We start from the raw sequence: 24,701 nt of genomic DNA, 5'->3' as shown, positions 1-24,701 counted from the left end.
CCTCCTAAGCCTTATTGCAAGGCATCCATGCTTAAACCAGTGAATTTAAGCATTTCAGTTTCAATGCGTTCCCAAACAAAAAGAATTTTGCGACCACCGAAAGGACGGATGTAGTGAACACCTTCAATAAAGACACTGTCCTTCAGTTGGTTACGAATGGTACGAGCGTCGTACTGGATTTTTTCAGCCAGTTGCTGGGCTGTGAGATAGGTATATGACATAATTGTATTCCTAACGTAATTCATCGGATGTAAGGAATTTTTCATCCTTAGACCTAAAATAACCTCAAATTTAATTAAATGCAATTAAATTTTCATTGTATTAGAGGAAAAATTAATGGTTATTTGTAAACTACCAATATTGTTGGCCGAAAGAAAAATGCGTGTAGCTGACTTAATTCGTGGCACAGGTATTAATAAGACAACTTTGCATAAGCTTTATAATGGCGAATTGACTCGAATTGATTTAGAGACTATCGATCGTATTTGCGATTATTTAGATGTGCAGGTAGGAGATTTGTTTGTTTTTGAAAAAGACAATAAAGAACAATCTGTTAGTGAATAGTTTGGTCACAAATGGTCACATCAAAAAGTGAAATGGTCACAAATCCTTGATCGTTTGGTAAAAAAACACCTTGTTTGGAAGAGAACTGGGTGATTTTTGCCTTCAAAAAAGCTCTAAAATTGGTGATCGATTGAGGACATTTAAGGTCAATTGAGACCATTTTTATTGTCGTGGGCACGCCATGGTCACATCTTGGTCACAAAATACAAATTACATTAAGAATATTTTTTATTGAATCGAAGAACAAAGGAAGAAGAGTTTTTAAAAAATATAATAAAATCAACAAGAAAAAAGCCCCAATCTTTCGATTAGGGCTTTTTGAATTTGGAGCGGGAAACGAGACTCGAACTCGCGACCCCAACCTTGGCAAGGTTGTGCTCTACCAACTGAGCTATTCCCGCAGGGTCGATCAATTTTTTACTTTAAAAAATGAACAAAAAATAATTTGGAGCGGGAAACGAGACTCGAACTCGCGACCCCAACCTTGGCAAGGTTGTGCTCTACCAACTGAGCTATTCCCGCATGCGGTGTATAATACATTATGCAAAAACAGGGTCAATAACTTTGTGAAAAAACTTATGCTGATTGCATAAATAAAAGCCATTTTGACCAAGGTTTAGATGATTTCTGCTGTGAAATCAGCCCATAGCGGCGGTTCAGGCAGGAAAAAGCTGGTTTTCAGCCGGTCGCCACAATATCGCAAAAAGAACAGGGTATACTAAGATCAATCTCAGGCCTTTTTGGATGCATGATCATGAGCATAGAACAACAACTGATTGAACGCTTACACACCCTGAACCCGACACATTTAGACGTGGTGAATGAATCTTCTGGTCACGGCGGCTATTATCCGGGGAAGGAATCTCATTTTAAGGTGGTAATCGTCAGTGAACAGTTTGCCGGTTTACGTCTGGTGCAGCGTCATCAACAAGTCTATGCCGCGGTCGGTGATCTGTTAAGTCCAAGCAAGATTCATGCGCTGGCAATTCATGCCTTTGTTCAGGATGAATGGCAAGGACAGGATACCTCAAGCCCGGAATGTGCCCACGCCCCGAAACAATAACCCGGAACAAGAAATAGAGATCAGAACAGTTCATGGAAACCCAACTTTTACTTAAAATTATTCATATGACCAGCATCAGCGTATTGCTGGTCATTCTGCTGGCCCGTGGCCTGACCTTATTTAAAGGCGTGCAGGGCAACCAGCCCAATCCGGCCGGACGCACACTATGGGTGGTGCTACAACATTTATCGGTTACGCTGATAGTAGTAACCGGAATTGTGCTGCTGGCATTAAAGGATTTTCAGGTCGAAACCTGGTTTTATGCCAAAATCATTTTATTCCTGGTGATGCTGTCTTCGTTAATGAAAGCCTACCGTAAAACGGACAGTATTTTACTGGTGCAACGTCGCGCCGGCTGGAGCATAGCCCTGGTTGCACTGCTGGCGATTATTGCGCTGGTAATGATCAAGCCAAGTTTTGGTTAATTGTTCGACAATAATGTCTATCTCTCGGCTATACTTCGCTACACTTGAGCCAATTAGAATATAAAATCAGAGGGATAGACATGCGAACACGTGTGGTCTTTAACCAGAAAGGCGGCGTTGGAAAATCCAGTATTACGGTCAATCTGGCCGCTATCAGTGCCCATCAGGGCTTTAAAACCCTGGTCATTGATTTGGACCCGCAAGCCAACTCCAGCCAGTATTTACTCGGGGATGATGCCACCTATTCCACCCATAAGCCGGCACTAGAGCCAAATATCCAGAACTATTTTGAAGAAGTGCTGGGCAATACCCAAAGCAAAGGCTTAATTGGCAATGCCTTGGGCTCGATCTTAAAAAGCCGCGCCAAAGGTCTGGAAGCCTATGTGCATCAATCGCCCTTTCCAAATCTGGATGTAATTCCAGCCAGTCCGGACCTGGGCAGTCTGGCCCATGCCTTAGAAAGCAAACATAAAATCTATAAATTGCGGGATGCCTTGGCCTCACTGGCCGGGCGTTATGAGCGGGTCTTTATTGATACACCGCCGGCGTTTAATTTCTTTACCTTGTCGGCACTGATTGCGGCTGACCGGGTATTAATTCCGTTTGACTGCGATGTATTTTCCAAACGTGCCCTGCACAGCCTGATTGAAAATGTGCTGGAAACCCAGGAAGATCATAATGCCGAGCTGGAGATTGAAGGCATTGTGGTGAACCAGTTCCAGGCCCAGGCCAAGCTGCCACGAGAAGTGGTCGAGCAGCTGAAAGAGGAGCAGTTACCGGTATTTAACAGCATGCTGCCACCCTCAGTCATCATGAAAGAGTCGCATCATAAAAATCTGCCGCTTATTCATTTTGCTACAGATCATAAATTGACGCAGGCCTATCAATCGTTGTTCAATGAGATTGAACAGAAACAATCCTGAGATGGGCATGAAAACACTGTATATCAGCCTGCTGGCTGCCGGAACCTTGCTGCTGGGTGCCTGTGCCACGACGGTTAAACCGACCTATGTCTCGCCTACACATTATCAGGCGCTGAACTGTCAGCAGCTGCAAAGCGAATATAACCGGATTCAGTCCTATATTGATCAGGGCGTACAGGCGCCTAAACGGACCGGTGTTGGTGTGGGGGTGGGTCTTGGCGGAGGCTGGGGCAGTCGTGGCGGCTGGGGCATTGGCCCAAGTGTTTCGGTCAATATGGGACAATCATCGAATACCAAAAATACTGAACTGGCACGGGTGCTGGGCGAGCAGGAAGCCATTGTGCAGGCGGCGCGTTTTAAAGGCTGTCCAATTGTTGTACGCACCAAGCAGGCCAGTTAAGGCTTCGCATTTTTCACGCTGGGCTGGCAGTTTATGCGAGTCACGGCGTGAAAAATCTTAGCAAAATGTTTCAGAAAAAATTATTAAAAATCTTAAATTTAAATAAAAATAAAGGCTTTTTTATCTGTGCAAATATCCTCCCAGTCGTGAGAAAAGCTTGTCAGTTTTTATCAAATTAATATAAGGTGTGCGCCTAATTTCAGGTAATCTCAGGTGTCTATGATTGAAAGTTGGCTGTTTGTGCTGGCAATGATTGCGGTTCTGCTTATTCCGGGACCAACCAATGCTTTGCTTGCAAGTTCAGCACATCAACATGGAATTGCCAGAACCAGTTTATTTGTGCCTGCCGAGCTGCTTGGCTATTTATATGCCATCAGTTTGTGGGCGCTGCTGATTCATCTGACCGTCCCAATCTGGCCGTATTTAAGCCATATTCTGCATGGCTTGAGCGCACTATATGTGCTGTGGACGGCTTTTCATTTGTGGAAGCATGCGCATCTGGTCAAGCATAACCAGCTCAACCCGTCTATCCGCCCGCATCAGCTGTTTTTTGCCACCTTAAAAAATCCCAAGGCACTACTTTTTGCTGCCGGGATTTTACCGACTGAAACCTGGGATAATCCGACCAATTTCTTGATGGTTTATGCAGTGTTCTGTCTGGTGCTGTTGCCGACCGCAATGTTCTGGATGTCTTTTGGTCGCGCGATTTTGTCGGGAGAATCCAAGCAAATAAAAGCCGATCTCTTGTATAAAGGATCGGCCATGTTGCTGGTGCTGTGTGCTTTTCCGGTTATTCTGCGCTTTTTTGCTTAAGCGCGGACCTGCTTTTTCAGCTTCTGGCGGGCAAAACCAATCACCCCCGGCAAGACACTTAAAATAATGATGCCAAAAATCAGATAGGTAAAATTCTCTTTCACAATTGGCATGTTACCAAACAGATAACCTAGGGTAATAAATGAGCCAATCCAGCAGAAAGCGCCCACTACGTTATAGGTCAGAAAGTATTTATAGTTCATGCTCCCGGCACCGGCAACAAAAGGGGCAAAGGTGCGGGCAAAAGGCACAAAACGGGCAAAAATAATAGTTTTACCGCCATGCTTGGCAAAGAATTGCTGGGTGGCAATCAGGTGTTTTTTATTAATAAAGCGCGATTCAATTTCAAATACCCGCGGTCCAATATATTTACCAATATGATAGTTCAGGGTATCGCCGAGGACAGCGGCAATAAACAGTAAGCCGCCCAATAACCACGGGTCCATGGCACCGGTCGAGGCCGCCAGCGCACCGGCTGCAAATAACAGGCTGTCTCCCGGTAAAAAGGGCATCACCACCAGACCGGTTTCAACAAAAATAATCAGAAACAGGATGGCATAAATCCAGACCCCATAATTGGTAATGAACTCAAGTAAATGCGCATCAACATGCAGGATAAAATCAATCAGTTCCATGAGGGAAAAACAAGCAGAAATGTAGTCAAATCCTATCAGTCCGGTTGGTGAAAGTCAGTAGAAAAACGTAAATAAATTTCCGCTGTCATCATTCTAAATTTGCAACGATACATCTTTGAAATGGTGATTTTTTGATCTTCGGCCAGTCCCTAAGATAGCAGCATCTTTTTACTGATCTGCTCTAGGTTCTCTCATGTTTAATCCAAATACTGTGGTTGCCAAAATCTTTCAAATCCCTGCCTTAAACAACCTGTCGCTGGTACTGGCGCGTGTCTTGCTGGCTTATATTTTTATTGTGTCGGGCTGGGGCAAAATTGCCGGCTATAGCGCAACGGTGGGCTATATGGAAGCGATGGGGGTGCCGGGTGGCCTGTTACCGCTGGTGATTCTGCTGGAGCTGGGTGGTGGTCTGGCAATTTTACTGGGTCTGCAAACCCGTCTGGTGGCATTGGCACTGGCAGTATTCAGTTTGCTGACTGCATTTATGTTCCATGGTGCACCGGAAGATGCGGTTAACCTGATGAAGAACCTGGCGATTTCAGGTGGTTTCCTGCTATTGGTGCTGCAAGGTGCAGGTAAACTGAGTCTGGATCATCTGATTGAAAAATAAGACGCAATGCAGGGAAATAATTTTCCCGTCATTCAGTACAGGCAGCTCCGGCTGCCTTATTTTTTGCCTAAATAGATAATAAAGAAGAGGGTCGGGAACATCTGCCGGTAGCGGCCTGATTCGGGGATCCGCACAGACTGATCTGAATCTTGTGTTTAATGCGCAGAAAAAATGCTAGAATACGGCGCTTATATTCGTTTGCCTCTCATAGTTGTTTGTCATGACTACCAATACTCAAATTACTGAAGATCGTATCCTGATTCTGGATTTCGGTTCTCAATATAGTCAGCTCATCGCACGTCGTGTTCGTGAAGCTGGCGTATATTCTGAAATGTATGCCTATGACATGTCTGAAGAAGACATTCGTGCATTTAATCCAAACGGTATCATCTTGTCGGGTGGACCTGAAAGCGTTCACCAGGAAGGCAGCCCGCGTGCACCACAAGTGGTGTTTGAACTGGGTGTGCCGGTATTGGGCATTTGTTATGGCCTGCAAACCATGTGCGAACAGCTTGGCGGTAAAGTTGAGCCAGGTACTGTCCATGAGTTTGGCTATGCAGAAGTAGACATCGTGGTGCGTGACCAGCTGATTGGTAACCTGCAAGACCGTGAAAACCAGCTGCATGTCTGGATGAGCCACGGCGATAAAGTTGCCCGTATTCCGGAAGGTTTCCAGGTGACAGCGCAAACCCCAAGCTGCCCAATTGCCATGGTATCTGACGAAACACGTCGTTTCTACGGCATCCAGTTCCACCCGGAAGTGACGCATACCTCTAAAGGTGCAGAATTACTGTCGAACTTCGTACACCAGATTTGTGGCTGTCGTGGTCTGTGGACACCAGAGCACATTATCGACCTGCGTGTAGAACAGCTACGTGAACAGATTGGCGATGAAAAAGTACTGCTGGGTCTGTCAGGCGGTGTGGATTCTTCTGTGGTTGCTGCCTTATTGCATAAAGCAATTGGCGATCAGTTGACCTGTGTATTCGTAGACAACGGTTTGCTGCGTTTAAACGAAGGCGACCAGGTTATGCAAATGTTTGCTGACAACATGGGGATCCGCGTGATTCGCGCCGATGCGGAAGACCGTTTCCTGTCTGCACTGGCAGGGGTCACTGATCCTGAAGCGAAACGTAAGATTATTGGCCGTGAATTTATTGAAGTTTTTGCCGAAGAAGCACGTAAATTAGATGGCGTGAAATTCCTGGCACAAGGTACGATTTATCCAGACGTGATTGAATCTGCCGCCAGCAAACAGGGCAAGGCACATGTGATTAAATCACACCACAACGTGGGTGGTTTACCGGATGATTTGGCTTTTGAGCTGGTTGAACCGTTACGTGACCTGTTTAAAGATGAAGTACGTAAACTGGGCACCACTTTAGGTCTGCCACACAGCATGATTTACCGTCATCCATTCCCGGGTCCAGGTTTGGGCGTGCGTATTTTGGGTGAAGTGAAAAAAGAATATGCTGACATTTTACGTCTGGCTGATGACATCTTTATGCAGGAACTGCGTGCTAGCGGCTGGTATGACAAAACGGCACAAGCCTTTGCTGTGTTCCAACCAGTGAAATCTGTTGGTGTGGTGGGTGATGGCCGTCGTTATGCCTGGGTTGTTGCCCTGCGTGCCGTTGAAACAGTTGACTTTATGACAGCACGTTTCGCGCACTTGCCATATGATCTGGTAGATCGTATTTCAACCCGTATCATGAACGAGATTAAAGACGTTTCACGTGTGGTGTATGACGTATCGTCTAAACCACCTGCAACAATTGAATGGGAGTAATTCAGGGCTTTCGGACAGCACTGCTGTCCGCCTGAATTACGCCATGAGCCCATTTTAAAGCACTGCTTTTAAAATGGGCGCAAGGTGCCCAGCCGTTTAAAGCCCAAAATTATTTAAAAAAGAGCGCTTAAGCGCTCTTTTTTTATTTATACTGAATAAAAATAAAATCTTAAGTTTAAAAATATGTCTTTACCTACATACGATCAGTTAATGCTTCCTTTAATGAGATTATTGTCGGAATTAGATCAGCCCATTAAAATTTCAGATGCTGCTGATGTTTTAGCTGAACGTTCAAATCTGTCTGAAGAAGATTTAAATCAAACACTGCCAAGTGGAAAAAATATATTTAAAGATAGAGTTTCATGGGCAAAGACATATTTAGTCAAAGCAGGCTTAATTCAGCAGCCTAAAAGGGCCTATTGTGAGATCAGTGATTTAGGAAGAACAATTGATTTAAAAAATTTAAATGCTATAACCAATGAATTTTTAGCTCAATTTGACGGGTTTAAAAGTTTTAAATTTGGCAAGAAAAATGAAGATGAATCGGAAGTTAAAACTTTAACAGATGCAGAAAGTTTAAATGTTTATCCGGAAACACAAACACCTGAAGAAACGATTCAGACTACGACAGAATTATTAAAGTCTAATTTGAAAAATGATTTACTTCAGATCATAAAAGATAAATCTCCTTTATTTTTTGAACGACTTGTTGTCGATCTTCTTGTCGCTATGGGGTATGGCGGTTCACATCAAGATGCAGCGCAAGCAATTGGAAAAACGAATGATGGTGGAATTGATGGTGTAATCAGCGAAGATCGCTTAGGTCTGGATAAAATTTATATTCAAGCAAAACGCTGGGAAAATACCGTGGGGCGTCCTGATATTCAGCAGTTTAAAGGCGCTTTGGCAGATCAGGTCGCCAAGAAGGGTGTTTTCATTACAACTTCAAGTTTTAGTAAAGAGGCAATTGAGTCTGCGAAGAAATCAGGTATTGTTTTAATTGATGGCAATAAGCTGACCTCCTTGATGATTGAATTTGGTTTAGGGGTACAGATAGAACGGAGTTTCCATATCTATAAAATCGACCAAGACCGTTTTGATGAAGATAATTTCTAATTCATTTTGCAGAGCGCCTCGGCGCTCTTTTTGTATTTAAACCACCCAGGAAATATTGGACGGGCAGGCCGGTTTTTTCGGTTCGCTCATGCCAATATCATAATGCAGCACACAATTACGGCCATGCTGTTTGGCCGCGTATAAGGCAATATCAGCTTCTTTAATTAATGTGGTTAAATCGGGCTGTTCGGCTTTAAGCTCAGACACGCCAATCGAAACAGTAAAATTCAGGCTGATATTCTGACCAATATAAATCCGGTGCTGGGCAATTTTGGTTCTTAAACGCTCGGCAATCAGCAGTGCATCCTGCAGACTGGTTTCAGTGAGTAAAGCGGTAAATTCCTCGCCACCAAAACGCGCCAGAATATCCTTGCGCCGCATTTCCTTACGGGCAATATCAGCAATGGTCTGCAGCACCTGATCGCCGACATCATGACCATGGGTGTCATTAATCTGCTTGAAATAATCGACATCAAACATCAGCAGGCAGGTCGAAGCATGCTGCGGCCATTCATGTACCTTATGCTCGGCAATATGCACAAACTGGCGGCGGTTGCTGAGCTGGGTCAGCTCGTCGGTATGCGCCAACTCTTGCAGAATATGGAAATTCCAGTCATTTAGCATGGTTCTGAGAAAATTGCGCCGTGCATTCAGGGTATTGGTCCAGCTGATATATAAACTGAACAGCCAGATTGGCAGATAGACCAGCGCAAAAATAATGGTTTCAATGGCGCTGGTTAAGTTAGATACGCCTAAAAACACCACAGTACTGATTAAAAACGAGGTATATAGCGCCGGCTTAAAGCGTACCTGAATACATAAATTGGCCAGCACCACAAAAATGACCGAGGCATAGATATAGATATCGATATAGGGGCTGTTCGACAAGGACATCAGATAAAACCACAGGCCGGCACAAACCAGCGTGCCGACCGGTAAAATCTGGTCATGGATCCGGATATCTTTCACATATTTGAACAGGAAATAATTAATGCTGATGGCCAGTACAATCACGATGACTCTGGCGATACCGGAGAGCAGACTGACATCGGGCAGTACAAAATAATCGGCGAAAAAGTACAGTAAAAATGCCAGCTGGCCAATGTGATTGACCTGTTGTAAATACAGCTTCTGGTGAATGGTCTGGAATTTATAAAAATAGTCTTCAAACTGGGGCGGAATACGGGCAGCCGGATCTTGCAGGGCCTGTTCCAGGGCCTGACGACTTTCCAGGTCGCACTCTGACGCTTGTAAAATATGTCGATCCGAATCATCGGGTGCAAGATCTGTTGAATTCGTCGACATTCTAATCCGATTTCCTATCTTCATAGAATTGCCCCAAGTCTTTAATAAAATCAAAGTAATAGTATAGCTTTCGCGATTAAAAAAAGACCTCCCTAAATATGGGTAATTTGCTGAAAAAAAGCCTGAAAACGGCAGGAAAAGAGGGGAAATTGTGCGCTGGTGCTCACATGAATCCTTACAACAAAAAGCGATTTTTTGATTGTTCTGCCAGGAGAATGCTGCATATTAACTGAACTATAGCAAACTCATGCAGCATCCGCGTATAAGATAAACAACAAGATGAGCGACATGGAACATCGCCAGAGTTAGGATACAACTATGACCAATGCCAACTATACCGAACTGTCCCATTCAGACGATTGTGAAAAATATATCCAGCAGTTTATTCAGGAAGTGCCGCTGCGCCGTGCAGAAATCGGGCAGGGCACCGTCATTAAACGCGCCTTGCCCAGCCGTCATAAACGCATGATTGGCGCCTGGTGCTTTTTAGACCATGCCGGTCCGGTCAGCTTTCCGCAGGGTGACGGGCTAGATGTCGGACCACATCCGCATATTGGCCTGCAAACCTTTACCTGGATGATTGAAGGCACCCTCATGCATACCGATAGTGTCGGTTCCAAACAATTGATCCGGCCGAAACAGGTTAACCTGATGACGGCCGGGCAGGGGATTTCGCATACCGAAGTCGCGCCAGAGCAGGAAACCCACATGCATGCGGCCCAGCTTTGGATTGCCTTGCCGGATGCCAAGCGCAATATGCCGCCGCGTTTTGACCATTATCCTGAATTACCGGTGGTGTCACGAGATGGGGTTGAATTTACCGTACTGGTCGGAGAGTTTCTGGAAACCCGTTCGCCGGTTGAGGTGCATAGCCCGTTACTGGCAGTGGACTTAACTGCGGCAGAAACGGTACGCACCCGGCTTCAGCTGAATCCGGCCTTTGAATATGGCTTTATGGCGCTAGAAGGCACGGCGCATATTAACCAGCATGAACTGAACGAAGACAATATGGTGGTGCTGGAGCCGGGTCTGCAGGACATTGAGATTGAACTGCACCAGGGTGCACGCGTACTGTTACTGGGCGGTGAGCCATTTGAATCCGCGATTTTACTATGGTGGAACTTTGTCGGACGTACCCAGGACGAGCTGAGCAAGGCACGTGACCAGTGGGTCAATCAGGACCCGCGTTTTGGCAGCATTCCAGATTATAATGGGCCACGGCTGGAAGCACCGGCCCTGCCAGATAAAATGCGTGCTTCACGTTAAGCAGGCATGATGAATTGAACTTCAGGCCCAAGCGTCGCGATCGATGGGTGGGCCTGATGATGCTGAGTTGCCGCAACCGGTCAAGGTGGCCGGTGGTTCTTTATTTCAAGAAAAACAATCAGAGTGTCATTATGATTACTGTGCATCATCTGGAACAGTCGCGTTCCTTTCGTATTTTGTGGGCCTTAGAAGAACTGGGCCAGCCTTATCAGATTGAATTTTATCGCCGTTTACCGAGTTTTGCCGCACCACCCGAGTTAAAACGGGTGCATCCGCTGGGTAAGGCACCAATTTTGACAGATGGTGGGCAGCCGATTGCCGAATCTGCGGTGATTTTAGAGTATTTACAGGAACAGTATGATCCGGCGCAGCAGTTCAAGCCAACACGTCCGGCCGATCAGCAGCAGTACCGTTACTGGATGCACTATGCCGAAGGTTCACTGATGCCATTGCTGGTGATGCAGCTGGTGGCCAGCAAAGTGCCGCAGCGCGCACCCTGGCTGATTCGTCCGGTAGCTACAAAAGTCAGTGAAGGTATCCGGCAGGGTTTTATTCAGCCACGACTCAAAGATCATATCCAGTTTCTGGAAGATTATCTGGCCACACATGACTATTTTGCCGGCACATTTTCCTTTGCCGATATTCAGATGGCCTTTCCGCTACAGGCCTTGCAAAGCCGTACTAGTGGCAAATATCCGCAGATTGAGCGTTATCTACAGCGACTGGCACAGCGCGAGGGCTATCAGCGGGCGTTCGCTCGTGAACAGAAGCTAGAGGCACAGTTGGCCTAAACAAAATTTGAAGCTATAAAAAAAGATGCTTGCGCATCTTTTTTATTATTGGCGTTTCACCACAATCGAATCAATCCCGCTATGTTGCAGGGTTTGCTGGGCAATTAGCGCCGCCTCTGCAGAGGTATACGGCCCCGAAATTACTCGATACCAGGTTTCACCACTTTCTACGGTTTTGACCACATCGGCGGACAGACCATTCAGAATAATTTCAGCTCGACGTGCATCGGCGGCATCCGGATCGGTATAGCTGCGGACCTGCAGAATATAGCTGGCAGGCGCGGCCACGGGCGGTTCAGTTGGCGTGATGCCCGCCGTCGCTTCACTGGCGGCTGCGGGCGCTGCCGGCTCAACAATTGGCGCTTCGACAATCACCACTGCCGTCTGTTCCTGGGTTTCAGGTACGGCCTGCTCCGGAATTGGTGTTACCTGTTGCTGGGGCAGCAGGTCATAGAAGCGGTAATCCTTGTTGGTGTCTTCCTGATAATGTTCAGAAGTGATCTGGCCTTTTGGTGGCACAGGTTCCCACGGCTTCCACAGCATTAAGGCCACTGCGAAACATAACACGACCAGAATCACCACCAGTGTGCCTAACCAGGTCGGAATGAGTGGTTTTTTGGGCTTATTTGGTCGTTCTGATACACCGCGCTGCGTTTTTCCAAACACGAGGGAACCTCTTTATTCTGATTATTGGCTGATTGGCTGGACAGGCACGTGATGGTACGCCTGCCCAGCAGAAGAATGTCTTGGTTTACATGCTTTCAGGTGCAGAAACACCTAATAATTCTAAACCATTGCGCAATGTTTGTTGTACGTTTACTGAAAGCAATAAGCGGGCTTGAGTAAGCGCAGCATCATCATTGAGCACTTTGTGTTCATTATACCAGCCGTGAAATAAAGCTGCTAATTCTTTCAAGTAGTTACCAACCTGATGGGGTTCGCAGGCATTGGCAGCACGGGTCACGATTTCAGGATAAGCCGCCAGCTTGGCCAGAATTTCAGTTTCAGCCTCCAGTTCCAGCTTGACCGCAAACTGACGCGCGTCAAGCGCATTAAAATTCACGCCTGTGCTGGCCGCTTTTTCCAGCATACGGCAGATACGCGCATGTGCATACTGGATGTAATACACCGCATTGTCTTTGCTTTGTGAGACTGCTAAATCCAGGTCAAAGTCGATGTGCTGTTCAGATTTACGCATGACGTAGTAGAAACGTGCTGCATCGTTGCCGACTTCTTTACGCAGGTCACGCAAGGTCACGAACTGGCCAGAACGGGAAGACATCTGAACCATCTCGCCGCCGCGCCATAAGCTGACAAACTGCACCAGTAAAACAGTTAGTTTTTTCGAGTCATAACCCATCGCATCAATTGCAGCTTTTACACGGGAGATATAACCGTGGTGGTCAGAACCCCAGATATCAATCAGGTCGGTATAGCCACGTTGTAATTTGTTCAGGTGATACGCAATGTCTGAAGCGAAATAAGTGGTTTGACCATTACGACGTTTGACCACGCGGTCTTTTTCATCGCCAAACTCAGTCGATTTAAACCAGATGTTGCCATCTTGCTCATACAGATAACCACGCTGATCCAGTGTTTGCAGCGCTTCATCAATTTTTTCAGTTAAAGAGGCTTCGCTAAACCACTGGTTAAAGGTTACGCCAAATTCACCGAGGTCATCTTTAATGTCATCCAGAATGGCTTTTAAAGCCGCCTGATGGAATACGCGATAGCCTTCGCCAATTAAAGTTTGTGAATTGAAAATCAGACCATCAATGTGTTTTTCTTTGTCGCCAGACAGGACCACCTTGTTGCCTTCTGCATCCGGTTCAGCTGCATACTGCACATCTTCCGGTACATCTTTATAGACATCGGCCACTGGACGTACATAAGCATCACCATCCTGGTCGATAATACTTTGCGCGATTTCTTTGACGTAATCACCCTGATAGGCATTTTTCGGGAACACCAGTTCCTGACCGGTCAGTTCCAGATAACGTAAGTAAGTTGATGTTGCCAGAATATCCATTTGACGGCCGGCATCGTTCACATAGTATTCACGATCTACGGTTGCGCCAGTGGCTTCGAGCAGATTGGCAACGGTCATGCCATAAGCGGCACCGCGACCATGACCCACGTGCAGGCTGGACGTCGGGTTGGCAGAAACGAATTCAACCTGAATGCGTTTGCCCGCGTTGACCTTGGTGCGACCAAACTGGTCTTGCTGTGCCTGGATTTGATCAAGAATGGCAAAACGCTGGTCGGCATTTAAGAAGAAGTTGATAAAACCCGGACCGGCAATTTCTGCTTTGCTGATATCTGCCACTTCTGGCAATGCAGCCAGAATTTTTTCGGCCAGAACACGCGGCTTCATGCCCGCAGCTTTAGAGGCAATCATGGCGATATTTGAGGCAAAGTCACCGTGGCTTCGGTCTTTGGTTCGCGTCAAATTACTGGTGTTGTTCCAGTCTGCTGGGAGGACACCTTCTGCTTGAAGGGATTGCACTGCATGTTCAAGAGCTGCTTGGATTGCCGTATTCATAATCAGTCGAAAAATAAATGTCGCAGAAAAACAGCAAATATAGCAAATTTCACTGTCTTTAGGTGAACGCATTTGTAGTGAATGAAGATTGTCCGACATTCTGCGCCATCTGTAGCCTGAAAATGCTACCATGGCCATGAAATGACCTGATCAATGACGGATTTGTCCCGCTGTAGGAGCACGCATGCACGCCAAACGTCCTGTAATCATCGCCAATATTCCTAAACTGCCAGCAAAATGGGCGGGCATTATTATGCCGCTGCTGCTGTCTGGCCTGATGAGCGGTATTATTTCAATGGTCAATATGCTGCGTGCGCTGGGCTGGGTCGAGGGGCTGATCACACTGTGGTTCCAGAACTGGATGATTTCCTGGGCCATTGCCTTTCCAGTGGTGCTGGTGGTGTTGCCGCTGGTGCGCCGGTTTACCGCGATGCTGGTGGATATGCCGGGCGCACCCAAATAATATTTAGCTCGATGCACCAGACTCCTGACAGGACACCGGTTTACTCAGCAGATCGGCATTGCCATTCTGGAAGGTATAAAGCCGGGAGGCATTAAAAATCTTGATCACCTTGGCCTGCGCAATGGCTGCCTGGAAGCGTTTCAATGGCTCATCGGTATGTACATTAAAAGGATTGCCATAATTCTGATTGTCGAGCAGGAACTGGATCTGTCCGGCATTCGGATCATAGGCCTTTAACAATGTCTTGCCCTCGGCGTTGCTGAGCGAGAAGGTCGGTCGCTGGCTGCTGATCTTGCAGTGTAGGGCCAGAGTCAGAATCACTCCATCCTGAGCCTTGTTTTTCAGCTGATAGCGTCCCAGCTGTTCATTTTCAATATAGACCCATTGTTGAGTGGGCATGCTGGCAGTAAATTTTTCCAGTTGCTCCAGGGTTTTTTTACTGATATCCACCACGCCATCTTTGTCGATTTTCGGCGCTTTGTCTTTACTGGAGAATAAACCGGTCACCTGATCGCTGACTTTTTCAGTGGTATTGGAAAGGGTCTGGCAGCCGCCTAACCCCAGCACAGCGGCCAAACCGCCCAGTGTAATCCATGGCTTGATATACATGATTTTTAAATATGTCGTTGTGTTTTGCCCCAGAGCATACCCAAATTGAGGCCAATTGAAAAATCTGCACTGGCTGCATGTAACAGAAAAACAGCGAAAAACTACATCCTGATGGGTCGAGGATTTGTAAGCTAAACAGGCAGGGGATTGATTTGGGCATAAAAAACCGCATTTTGAGCTTCGGGAAAGCGTTATTTCGTGACTGGATGCCGGATTGGACAAATTTATTCAGTACCTAAATTATCCACAAATCATTATCAATTTTCTAAATACCCCATTGTCCTCAAAACGGGCTAAGCTAGCTTATCTCCCAGAGGAACTTTTGCTTTGAGCCTCCTTCTGGATCATCGAATAATGAGATCGGAAATGACATCAGCGAATTCAGCCACCAAAAAACCGCTTTACATCCCTTATGCCGGAAACACGCTTCTGGAGCTGCCTTTGCTTAATAAAGGCGGTGCATTTACAGAAGAGGAACGCCGCCATTTTAATCTCCACGGTTTACTTCCACATGCCATCGAGAGCATTGAAGAACAGAGTCAGCGCTCCTATCAGCAGTATGTGTCGTTTAACGATGCCATCAACAAGCATATTTATTTAAGAAATATTCAGGACACCAACGAAACCCTGTTCTATCACTTAATTGAGCATCATTTAAGTGAAATGATGCCGATTATTTATACCCCGACGGTCGGCGAAGCCTGCCAGCGTTTTTCTGATATTTACCGCCGTCATCGTGGCATCTTCCTGGCCTATCCGGACCGCGGCCATATTGATGACATTCTGCAAAATGTGAACAAGAAAAACGTGAAGGTGATTGTAATCACTGATGGCGAGCGCATCTTAGGTCTTGGTGATCAGGGGATTGGCGGGATGGGGATTCCGATTGGCAAATTATCCTTATATACCGCATGTGGTGGGATCAGCCCGGCTTATACCTTGCCAATTACTTTAGATGTAGGTACTAACAACCCGCAACTGCTGAATGATCCAATTTATATGGGCTGGAATCAGCCGCGGATTACCGGCGATGAATACTATGTCTTTGTTGATGAAGTGATTGCCGCGATCCAGCGCCGCTGGCCAAAAGCGCTGATCCAGTTTGAGGATTTCGCTCAGAACAATGCGATGCCATTGTTAAACAAATATCGTGACCAGATTTGCTGTTTTAATGATGATATTCAGGGCACCGCAGCCGTTTCGGTGGGCAGTTTAATTGCTGCCTCACGTGCCGCTGGTAAACAGCTGAAAGATCAGGTGGTGGCTTTCCTCGGTGCCGGTTCCGCTGGTAGCGGCATAGCCGAGCAGATTATTGCGCAGATGATGTATGAAGGTTTAAGCGATGCCGAAGCGCGTGCGCGGGTATTTATGGTTGACCGTTTTGGCCTGATCACCGAAAACCAGCCGAATCTGCTGGACTTCCAGCGCAAACTGGCACAGCCGCCTGAACGGGTTGCAGCCTGGGGCAATGCCGATGACATGATTTCACTACTCGATGTAGTCAAACATGCCAAACCAACGGTATTGATTGGTGTATCGGGTCAGCCGGGGCTGTTTACCGAAGAAATTATTCGCACACTAACGGAAAATTGTGAGCGACCAATTGTAATGCCACTGTCGAATCCAACCTCACGGGTTGAGGCGGTGCCGGCTGATATCCTGCAATGGTCTGAAGGTAAGGCGCTGATTGCAACTGGTAGTCCATTTGCACCGGTGAATTATCATGGCAAGATTTATCATATCTCACAGTGTAATAACTCCTATATTTTCCCGGGTATTGGTTTGGGTGTAGTCGCCTCCGGCGCGACCCGAGTCACAGACAGTATGCTGATGGCGTCGAGTAATGCACTGGCAGACTGTTCGCCGATGCTGCTCGATCCAGCGGCCGATCTGCTGCCGGATTTAAATGAAATCCAGAAGGTTTCGAAAATTATTGCCTTTAAAGTGGCTAAAGCGGCGATGCTGGCCGGTGTAGCACCGGTAATCAGTGACGAGTTACTGGCAGAGGCCATTGAGACGAATTTCTGGAAACCGGAATACCGCAGTTATCGCCGGATTACCTTCTAAAATATAGACAAACACAACAAGGAGCTTCGGCTCCTTTTTTTTAGGGCAGCTGTTGATCGCAACTGGTCGGAAACAGGCGGTTTGTAGCCCCGAAATGAAAGCGGGAGACTGGATTAAAAAATAAGCATTGTTTAGAATCGGGGCAAATTAAAACAATAGCTTTTATAACAATGATAACCCGTGTTCATATCCATACTGCCTTGGAGCAGGCCGGCCTCAGCCCACAAAAACGTGCCCTCCATATTCAATTTTCTCAGCCTGCCTTAAATACCGATGTTTTTTTACAGCGCATCGATGGTGAACACCAGCTCAATGACGGTTTACATGCCGAACTGATCTGTCTTTCGACCAACGCGCAGATTCCGTTAAAACAGTTTATCGGCGCGCAGGTTGCCGTCGATCAGGTCACTGACCAGGGCCAGCTGTTTCGCAGCAGCGGTATTATCACCGCAGCCGCGCAAGGCCAAAGTGATGGTTCACTCACCCTCTATAAACTTACGCTAGAAGATCCAACCGCACTCTGGCATAAACGCCGTAATAGCCGCGTGTTTATGAATAAAAGCGTGCGTGAAGTCAGTGAAATTTTATTTAAAGAATGGCAAAACAAAAGCCCACTCTTTGCCGCCAGCCTGACCCTGGACTTAACCGGACTGACCCAGGAACTGGATGTGCGTCCTTTTATCATGCAGTCCAATGAAACCGACTATGACTTCCTGACCCGGCTCTGGCGCAGTGAAGGCATTAACTGGCTGATTGATGAAGCCCAGTTACAGGTCGTACATTCCAGCAGCCCGATTCAGGCCCAGAAACTGCGCCTGATTGATGATAACAGCCAGTACAGTGCTTTAAACCGCCGCAGCATTCGTTTTCATCGCTCCAGTGCCACCGAACAATTAGATAGCATCACCCAGTTGATTGCCCAGCGCAGCCTGCAACCCACTGCCGTACATCTGCAACGCTGGCAGTCAGATAGCCTGAGCCAGGAAGAAGGTGCCGGTTCAGTGCAAAGCAAACACCAGCACAGCCACAATCAGGACAATGCCAGCTTAAGTCTGGAACAAGCCTGGCAGATCAGCCCGGCCTGGATGCAGGATTTAAATGGCGAAGACCAGGCCACCGCATCCTCTAATAACCAGCTGGACAAACTGAACCAGAACCTCAGTCACTACCACGACCTGCAATCCAAATACTTCAGCGCCCATTCCACCGTCCGTGATGCCCAGGTCGGCTACTGGTTTGAACTGAATGAACATCCCGAAATTGACCAGCACAGCGCAGCCGACAAAGAATTTCTAATTACCGGCAAACAGTTCTATAACCAGAACAACTTACCCAAAGACCTCAATCAGCAGATTAACCAACTACTCAGCCAGAGCCACTGGCATAGCCATATTAATGTTAAACACGAACAACACCCGGATGAACGTCAAGGCAATACCTTAACCTTACAACGCCGCAATATCCGCACCGTACCGGAATATCATCCACTACGGCACCGACCGGCGGCTCATCCACAGCGCGCCCGGGTAGTCGGTCCTGCTGGCGAAAGCATCCATGTCGATGAATGGGGCCGAATCAAAGTCCGTTTCCTGTTTACCCGCAGTGATGACCATCAGCATGATGGCGGGGCCGGCAGTAATGACAATGACACCGATTCCGCCTGGGTGGATGTACTGACCCCCTGGGCCGGAGAAGGCTATGGGGCCCGCTTCCTGCCACGGATTAATGAAATTGTGGTGATCGACTTCTTCGACGGTAACATCGACCGGCCATTTGTGGTGGGGCGTTTACATGAAGCAGAACGCTCGCCAACCCGCTTTGATACCCTAGGCCAGCTACCCGACACCAAAAAACTCAGCGGGATCCGCTCACAGGAAATTGAAGGCAGTGGTTTTAATCAGCTGCGTTTTGATGATACTCCGAAGCAGATTTCTGCCCAGCTGCAAAGTAGTCATGGTTCTACCCAACTGAACCTGGGGAACTTGAGCCATCCCAAAGCCAGTGCCGAAAGTGATGGCCGTGGTGAAGGTTTTGAACTGAGAACCGATCAGTGGGGTGCAGTCCGTGCTGGAGAAGGCTTACTGATTTCCACCCATCCACAGGCACAAGCCGAAGGCAATCATCTCGATGCCAGTGAAGCCAAGAGTCAGCTAGAAAGCAGCCTGAACAATGCTCAAGCCTTAAGTGAAGTGGCCAAAAACCAGCAGACCGATCCTTTAGAAGTTCTCGATAACTTAAAGAACTTTTTAGAGCAGATCGAACAGCAGGATGAAAGCAAAGCCGCTGCTTTTAAACAGGCACTGATGATTCTCAGTGCACCAAACTCTATTGCTTTAAGTAGCCAGCAAGATGTACACCTTTCTGCCGATGGTCAGATCAGCCACAGTGCCGGAGAGAGTATTAACCTGAGTACGCAGCAGTCTTTGATAGCACATGCCAGCCAGAAACTGAGTTTATTTGCAGCACAAGATGGTGCACGACTGTATGTAGGTAAAGGCAAGGTTGAGATTCAGGCACAGGGTGATGGTGCAGATCTTATTGCCAGAAAGGGGGTGCAAATTATTTCGACGGAAGACAGGATTGAAGTCAAGGCGAGTAAAAAAATTATATTGGTGGCTGGAGGAAGTCAGATTGAGATTAGTGGTTCAGGTGTGTTACCGACCACGGGTGGCAAGTTCGAGGTGAAAGCAGGGCAGCATCTGTTTTTACAGCCACAAAATGTGGTTGAACCGAAGATGAGCTTACCTCAGATGGCAACATTGTTCAGTAATCAGATTAATTATCAATGGAATAGCTCATCTGCAGGAGAAAAAGAAATTTTTGTGATTGATCAAACTGATGGAAAACTTCTGAAAACCAATAAATCCATATTAAATGAACAAAATCAATTGAGTACTTTTAGGTTCTATACGTCGCAGTCAACTGACTTTATTGCACTGGGCTTTAACTCTTTGCGTACACATTTGAGTGGAGCAGTGAGTGATGAACAGATTGATTATTTGCTCGAAGAAATAGAAGAAGATCAGGAGGATGAGGTGTCTACACACGAGGATATTGAATCATGAGTAAACTGGTGACCATTACCTCTAAGTTTTATGATAAATCTGGACGATATGTCAGAAATCTGAAGGTGAAATCACGTTATCAAAATTCATCGAGAGAGAATCTGAAGAAAACAGATACAGATGGCTTATTTGTCTTTCAAGCTTCTCCTAATCGGATGGTAGAAATTTTAGCAAAACCACCGAAGGCATCTGATTATACTGTGGTGAAGGTCATTAATTCTTCGACACTCTCCTCTTCAGAGCATCCTATAAAAATTCAGTTACCTAACACCATTGAAGAATATCGACAAATGAATAGTACGATTTCTCAGAATGGTTTGGTGGTAACACCTTTTCAAGTGGTTGATGTTCATGGAAAGATTATGGCTAATTTTCCGATACAAACACGACCAAAGGGAAAGAAAAGTTTTGAACGTATTACAGATGATCAAGGAAGAGTTGAAGTCCTCTCTTCGGCTAATCGTGATATTGAATTTTTAGCCTTAACATCGAATGATGAGTTTGTTTTAAAAAGATCGCTTAATTCAGGTAATGGCACGGAAAAACCTATTCTGATTCAATTAGATGAACCCTATGAAAAGTTTAAAAGTACTTCTACACTAACGCTTGTAGATCGTGAAGGTAGTAATTACGTTATTGAAAAAACAAATATTGAGATGTTAATTGTAGCTACCGGGAAGAAAAAGGTTTATTCGATTTCCAATGGAAAACTGCCGTTAATAAGTATGGTTGGGCAGAGATTACAATTTACTGTACTCAAACCAGATGGAAAACCTTTAGATCCAGTAAGTTATGTGGCCAAAAGAGTTAAAGAGGAAGCTGTTAAATTACATCTAGATGTTGATATTATTGAAGGAACCACAGAGGAGAATAAACCTAATTTAGATAAAAGGATTGATAATGATTCAGAAGATATTATTTCGTTAAGCTTTTTTAAAGCTGTTTATGGTTCTAGAAAACTATTTTCTCATCGCGTAATGAATGGGAGATCAACACAAAATACTACGCCAGAAGAGTTTGTTCCTGAGTTGAATAAAAGTCTTAGAAAACATAATTTAAAAGATAAATTAATGTTATGTCATTTTTTAGCACAAATTTATCATGAGTGTGACCACTTTAATACCTTAATTGAATATGCTAGTGGGAAAGATTATGATATATCTAACTTTCCGCCATCTGTTTGTGACGTTAAAAATAGTCGAGCATGTCGAAGAAGAAATCAAATCTTAGCTGAAGGAAATACATCTTTTGGAGATGGTCCTAAGTATAAAGGAAGAGGTCTAATTCAGCTAACTTGGAAAAGTGCATATAAAAAATATAAAAACTACTCAGGAATAGATGTAGTTAGTAACCCAGAATTAATTTGTGATGACTTATTTCATGCAGTGGAAAGTTCTGTATGGGCATTTAATATATTTAAAAATGCAGATAATTTAATTTATAAAGGGTATCCAGATTTAAATAGTAACTATAGTGATAGTCATCATTTAAAAGTAGTTGAGTCTGTGAGTAAGAGAATAAATGGTGGAAATAATGGGATGTTGGAAAGAAAGAAGTTATTTATAAAAATATTGAGAGAAGTGGAGAAAAGGAATGGTTTTAAATAAATTTTTCATTTTTTTATTATTGATTTTTTCAGGTAATTTGTCAGCAAAAGATATTTTAGTAAAAGAAGATAATAATATTTACTATAGGAAAGGGGGAGAAAAATTTTATTTATTCAATGGTAATGACTACTGTTATAATAAAAATGGTTTTTGGTTAGAGGAAATAAATAATAGTAAGTATAAATATTTGGTGGTGAATTACACAGAGGATTGCAACCCAAGTGGTCAATACAGGATTTTTGAGATATCTTCTAAAGAGGTAAAAGAGTTTTATTTGAGTCCATTATACGATCCAGAATTTAAAAAAAATAGAATTATTGAAAGGTTTAAAGATGGAGCAATAAGCTATAAAAGAATATATCTTTTAGAGTCTGGGAAATATATATTGAAAGAAGAATGGAGGACTTTAGCTCCAAACTTAAATTTAACTACTTTTTTTTCAAATCCTAATAATATTTATATATTGAAGAGTGACTTAGGTAAAATAGTCGAGAAAGTTGAAGTATCCTCAAGAAAGGCTTTTTTATTTGATCAATATTTTAATAAGAAAAGATCTTATTTAATTAATGGGGATATTGTAAGGATAAAAAATATTGTAAAAAATAAAGATGAATTTTACTTAAATATTGAATATTTAAGTATGGGTGGGAAAGTAGTAAAAGGTTATATATTGATATCTGATATTTTGTGATTTTTCATTTTAAAATTTTATGAATTAAAGAAATTTATAAGTCCAAGAATTATCAATAAGAATTGTAATTAATTAAAAATTCCCTATTCTAGTTTTCTCCTTAAGGGGGGAGAGGAACTCTATTACTATAAAGGGCTTTGTTGCACAAAGATTTCATAACTATATGATTTTAAAGGTTTTGATTATTTTTTGATCCAAAATTAAATTTATTTAAATCAGATGCTTACATATTTATGCAACAAAGCCATTTTAAATTAGAGAATAGTATAGTTAATGATATGGTTGGTGAGGTATTTGGTTGGGGGTTGTGGCATGACCCTGAATACAAGAAAATTGGATGTACAAAATCATTAAGTGAAGCAAGAAAAGGTTATGCAAGATTTATTGAACTTTCCAAGAATCAAAAATTTAAACCACCTAAGAGATATGGCTACACACAGGAAAAAGCAGAAGTATTAGCTAGGAGAAAATTAAGTGGTTAAAAAGCTTATATTTATAATAATTTATTTATTTTCAATGATATCTTGTGCAAAAACAAGTGAAACACTTATATCTGAAGTATACTATTGTCTAAAGGATGATACATCGAAGATAGAAATTGCTTTTGATAGATACAACTCTAGAATAATCCATAGACCTTTTACTTCCTTTCATAAGTTAAAGGAAGTAAAAACTGTTATTTATGATGATGAGTCAAAAGCATTGGAAACAACCTATAAAGAATTAGAGGATAATAGAGAGGTAGCCAGTTTTACGTTTATCTCAAAAGGTAATGAATTTTGGGGGGCAACATATACGCCAATTAATAAAGAAGTTAAAGATCTCGATGAAACTAGATTTAATTTAAATAAAATTAACGCAACCTGTTTTTGAAATTAATATTTAATTTAAATATCACTCTGAGAAATTAAACGCTAGCTGATAACTTTAAATTATTACTAAAAAAGCCGACTCTCGTCGGCTTTATAAATTATCCTTCCAACACCGTTTCCAGCAACTCTTCACTTGGAGCGAAGTAGTAAGCCCCATCTAAAGCGGTGACAAAATGCAGTAAACGGTCATGAATACCATCTCCCGAGGTGCCAAACATACGCTCAAGCATCGCATCCAGAATGGTTAAATCCTTGGTATAGGCAATAAAGAATAAGCCTTGGTCACCTTGCCCATCCCCATACGGTAGGGAATGACGCAGAATTTCCATTTCTTCACCTTCATCATCTTCAACTACGGTACGGGCGACGTGGGCATTGTCAGGTTTCACCTCATCATCTAGCTCAATCGACTCAAGTTTGGTGCGACCCATCACTTGTTCTTGTGCATCGACTTTCAGACGTTTCCATTTATCTAAATCATGTGCATAACGCTGGGCAAAGACAAAGGAACCATCTTCAAAAATGCCGGCATCTTCGCCCAGTAAAGCGACTTCAGCACGGTCATCCGGGAATTGCGGGTTTTCTGTGCCATCAATAAAGCCGGTCATGTCGCGGCCATCAAAATAGCGGAAGCAGACCCGCTCATCCAGAACATCAACCTGATCCTGAATACCCTCAAAGAAAGACTGACTCAGGGCAAAACAGATATCCGCACGGGCACTGGCAATATGAATGAGTACATCTGCCGGTACGACAGGCATCTGGAATGCGCCTTCAATCGGTTGTAGCTGCTTAAAGCCAGCTGGAGTTTGGGAGTACAGTTGTGCCCAAAGTTCAGGTCCAAAGGCCACGGCAGTTTTAATTTGTGCATGAGGATGCTGGGTAATCAGGCGATCACGGGTATTAAAAAGATCAGCTAATTTTTCTTTTAATTGCTCAAGAGTTAAATCTTTTAAACGTAAAACAATAAAACGGGCATGATCTGAAGGTAATGGCAAGATTACAGATTGAGCTGTCATTCATGGCTCCTAAGTTTTTAATAATCAATCACTAAAACTATTGTGCCTGAACCGGTAGCAGCTTAA

Annotated in this window: 25 protein-coding genes and 2 tRNA genes; 18 read left to right on the top strand and 9 right to left on the bottom strand. The window is 44.5% G+C overall.

The genetic code is table 11. From position 1 onward, the window contains the following. Positions 1 to 11: 11 nt before the first annotated feature. Positions 12 to 221, bottom strand: coding sequence for a hypothetical protein (locus FTU50_RS08155; protein ID WP_000122748.1), 210 nt, complete (start codon positions 219 to 221; stop codon positions 12 to 14). Between the two features lie 115 nt (positions 222 to 336). Here FTU50_RS08155 and FTU50_RS08150 point away from each other — a divergent pair, with 115 nt between their 5' ends. Continuing rightward, positions 337 to 564 (top strand): helix-turn-helix transcriptional regulator, encoded by a 228-nt coding sequence (locus tag FTU50_RS08150; protein WP_004895349.1) that lies wholly within the window; start codon positions 337 to 339, stop codon positions 562 to 564. Between the two features lie 325 nt (positions 565 to 889). On the opposite strand, the gene FTU50_RS08145 is transcribed toward FTU50_RS08150, so the two are convergent. Both FTU50_RS08145 and FTU50_RS08140 read right to left on the bottom strand, forming a co-directional pair. Continuing rightward, positions 890 to 965: transfer RNA gene (locus FTU50_RS08145), tRNA-Gly, on the bottom strand. Positions 966 to 1,010: 45 nt separating this feature from the next. Continuing rightward, a tRNA-Gly gene (locus FTU50_RS08140) sits at positions 1,011 to 1,086 on the bottom strand. A gap of 232 nt (positions 1,087 to 1,318) precedes the next feature. On the opposite strand from FTU50_RS08140, the gene FTU50_RS08135 reads away from it, so the two are divergent. The 5 genes from FTU50_RS08135 to FTU50_RS08115 all read left to right on the top strand — a co-directional run bounded on the left by FTU50_RS08135 (position 1,319) and on the right by FTU50_RS08115 (position 4,188). Continuing rightward, the gene (locus FTU50_RS08135; protein ID WP_016658959.1) at positions 1,319 to 1,627 is read left to right on the top strand and encodes a BolA family transcriptional regulator; all 309 of its coding nucleotides are present in this window, start codon (positions 1,319 to 1,321) and stop codon (positions 1,625 to 1,627) included. 32 nt (positions 1,628 to 1,659) lie between these two features. After that, positions 1,660 to 2,052 (top strand): SirB2 family protein, encoded by a 393-nt coding sequence (locus FTU50_RS08130; protein WP_180046647.1) that lies wholly within the window; start codon positions 1,660 to 1,662, stop codon positions 2,050 to 2,052. An 80-nt stretch (positions 2,053 to 2,132) separates the two neighbouring features. Next, positions 2,133 to 2,975 (top strand): ParA family protein, encoded by an 843-nt coding sequence (locus FTU50_RS08125; RefSeq protein WP_005181342.1) that lies wholly within the window; start codon positions 2,133 to 2,135, stop codon positions 2,973 to 2,975. 7 nt (positions 2,976 to 2,982) lie between these two features. Continuing rightward, positions 2,983 to 3,375 (top strand): hypothetical protein, encoded by a 393-nt coding sequence (locus FTU50_RS08120; protein WP_005181343.1) that lies wholly within the window; start codon positions 2,983 to 2,985, stop codon positions 3,373 to 3,375. A gap of 219 nt (positions 3,376 to 3,594) precedes the next feature. Continuing rightward, the gene (locus FTU50_RS08115) at positions 3,595 to 4,188 is read left to right on the top strand and encodes a LysE family translocator (protein ID WP_168391291.1); all 594 of its coding nucleotides are present in this window, start codon (positions 3,595 to 3,597) and stop codon (positions 4,186 to 4,188) included. Here FTU50_RS08115 and FTU50_RS08110 read toward each other — a convergent pair. After that, positions 4,185 to 4,823 (bottom strand): DedA family protein, encoded by a 639-nt coding sequence (locus FTU50_RS08110; protein ID WP_005181345.1) that lies wholly within the window; start codon positions 4,821 to 4,823, stop codon positions 4,185 to 4,187. The genes FTU50_RS08115 and FTU50_RS08110 overlap by 4 nt on opposite strands. A gap of 193 nt (positions 4,824 to 5,016) precedes the next feature. On the opposite strand from FTU50_RS08110, the gene FTU50_RS08105 reads away from it, so the two are divergent. The 3 genes from FTU50_RS08105 to FTU50_RS08095 all read left to right on the top strand — a co-directional run bounded on the left by FTU50_RS08105 (position 5,017) and on the right by FTU50_RS08095 (position 8,338). Then, entirely contained in the window at positions 5,017 to 5,433 is a 417-nt protein-coding gene (locus FTU50_RS08105; protein WP_168382057.1) for a DoxX family protein, read from the top strand. A gap of 220 nt (positions 5,434 to 5,653) precedes the next feature. Further along, on the top strand, positions 5,654 to 7,222 hold the full coding sequence (gene guaA, locus FTU50_RS08100) for a glutamine-hydrolyzing GMP synthase (protein WP_016658965.1): 1,569 nt from the start codon (positions 5,654 to 5,656) through the stop codon (positions 7,220 to 7,222). Positions 7,223 to 7,405: 183 nt separating this feature from the next. Next, positions 7,406 to 8,338 (top strand): restriction endonuclease, encoded by a 933-nt coding sequence (locus FTU50_RS08095; RefSeq protein WP_104472473.1) that lies wholly within the window; start codon positions 7,406 to 7,408, stop codon positions 8,336 to 8,338. A 36-nt stretch (positions 8,339 to 8,374) separates the two neighbouring features. Here the strand turns inward: FTU50_RS08095 and FTU50_RS08090 are convergent, their stop codons facing one another. Continuing rightward, positions 8,375 to 9,643, bottom strand: a complete 1,269-nt coding sequence (locus FTU50_RS08090; RefSeq protein WP_016658966.1) for a GGDEF domain-containing protein — start codon at positions 9,641 to 9,643, stop codon at positions 8,375 to 8,377. Between the two features lie 318 nt (positions 9,644 to 9,961). Here FTU50_RS08090 and FTU50_RS08085 point away from each other — a divergent pair, with 318 nt between their 5' ends. Next, entirely contained in the window at positions 9,962 to 10,909 is a 948-nt protein-coding gene (locus FTU50_RS08085) for a pirin family protein (protein WP_168382056.1), read from the top strand. A gap of 131 nt (positions 10,910 to 11,040) precedes the next feature. Beyond that, a complete protein-coding gene (locus tag FTU50_RS08080) occupies positions 11,041 to 11,700 on the top strand; it encodes a glutathione S-transferase family protein (protein WP_180046645.1) in 660 nt (219 codons plus the stop codon). Between the two features lie 45 nt (positions 11,701 to 11,745). On the opposite strand, the gene FTU50_RS08075 is transcribed toward FTU50_RS08080, so the two are convergent. Beyond that, the gene (locus tag FTU50_RS08075; protein ID WP_005181359.1) at positions 11,746 to 12,366 is read right to left on the bottom strand and encodes an SPOR domain-containing protein; all 621 of its coding nucleotides are present in this window, start codon (positions 12,364 to 12,366) and stop codon (positions 11,746 to 11,748) included. 85 nt (positions 12,367 to 12,451) lie between these two features. Next, on the bottom strand, positions 12,452 to 14,242 hold the full coding sequence (gene argS, locus FTU50_RS08070) for an arginine--tRNA ligase (RefSeq protein WP_180046643.1): 1,791 nt from the start codon (positions 14,240 to 14,242) through the stop codon (positions 12,452 to 12,454). A gap of 184 nt (positions 14,243 to 14,426) precedes the next feature. Here argS and FTU50_RS08065 point away from each other — a divergent pair, with 184 nt between their 5' ends. Then, positions 14,427 to 14,705 carry a DUF2798 domain-containing protein gene (locus FTU50_RS08065; RefSeq protein WP_005181365.1) on the top strand — a complete coding sequence of 93 codons (279 nt, stop codon included), beginning with the start codon at positions 14,427 to 14,429 and terminating at the stop codon, positions 14,703 to 14,705. Positions 14,706 to 14,708: 3 nt separating this feature from the next. Here the strand turns inward: FTU50_RS08065 and FTU50_RS08060 are convergent, their stop codons facing one another. Beyond that, positions 14,709 to 15,314 (bottom strand): hypothetical protein, encoded by a 606-nt coding sequence (locus FTU50_RS08060; protein ID WP_180046641.1) that lies wholly within the window; start codon positions 15,312 to 15,314, stop codon positions 14,709 to 14,711. A gap of 366 nt (positions 15,315 to 15,680) precedes the next feature. On the opposite strand from FTU50_RS08060, the gene FTU50_RS08055 reads away from it, so the two are divergent. From FTU50_RS08055 to FTU50_RS08030, 6 genes are all read left to right on the top strand, one after another. Continuing rightward, positions 15,681 to 17,381, top strand: coding sequence for an NAD-dependent malic enzyme (locus tag FTU50_RS08055; protein ID WP_180046639.1), 1,701 nt, complete (start codon positions 15,681 to 15,683; stop codon positions 17,379 to 17,381). A 170-nt stretch (positions 17,382 to 17,551) separates the two neighbouring features. Beyond that, positions 17,552 to 20,446: a type VI secretion system Vgr family protein gene (locus tag FTU50_RS08050; RefSeq protein ID WP_180046637.1), complete on the top strand. Its 2,895-nt coding sequence runs from the start codon at positions 17,552 to 17,554 to the stop codon at positions 20,444 to 20,446. Beyond that, complete coding sequence (locus tag FTU50_RS08045; RefSeq protein ID WP_104511416.1) at positions 20,443 to 22,053, top strand: glycoside hydrolase family 19 protein; 1,611 nt, start codon at positions 20,443 to 20,445, stop codon at positions 22,051 to 22,053. Before FTU50_RS08050 ends, FTU50_RS08045 begins: the two co-directional genes overlap by 4 nt. Continuing rightward, complete coding sequence (locus FTU50_RS08040) at positions 22,040 to 22,744, top strand: hypothetical protein (RefSeq protein ID WP_180046635.1); 705 nt, start codon at positions 22,040 to 22,042, stop codon at positions 22,742 to 22,744. Before FTU50_RS08045 ends, FTU50_RS08040 begins: the two co-directional genes overlap by 14 nt. Before the next feature lie 233 nt (positions 22,745 to 22,977). Beyond that, entirely contained in the window at positions 22,978 to 23,226 is a 249-nt protein-coding gene (locus FTU50_RS08035) for a hypothetical protein (protein WP_180046633.1), read from the top strand. After that, positions 23,219 to 23,617 carry a hypothetical protein gene (locus tag FTU50_RS08030; RefSeq protein ID WP_034598110.1) on the top strand — a complete coding sequence of 133 codons (399 nt, stop codon included), beginning with the start codon at positions 23,219 to 23,221 and terminating at the stop codon, positions 23,615 to 23,617. The genes FTU50_RS08035 and FTU50_RS08030 overlap by 8 nt, the downstream gene beginning before the upstream one ends. A gap of 97 nt (positions 23,618 to 23,714) precedes the next feature. Here FTU50_RS08030 and FTU50_RS08025 read toward each other — a convergent pair whose 3' ends face one another. Next, complete coding sequence (locus FTU50_RS08025) at positions 23,715 to 24,635, bottom strand: Dyp-type peroxidase (RefSeq protein WP_005181383.1); 921 nt, start codon at positions 24,633 to 24,635, stop codon at positions 23,715 to 23,717. Positions 24,636 to 24,701: the final 66 nt, after the last annotated feature.

This window comes from Acinetobacter sp. YH12112 (genome assembly GCF_013418945.1).
GTDB lineage: Bacteria > Pseudomonadota > Gammaproteobacteria > Pseudomonadales > Moraxellaceae > Acinetobacter > Acinetobacter indicus.
Note: the sequence above shows the minus strand (reverse complement) of the source record. Positions and strands in the feature narration are given on the sequence as shown.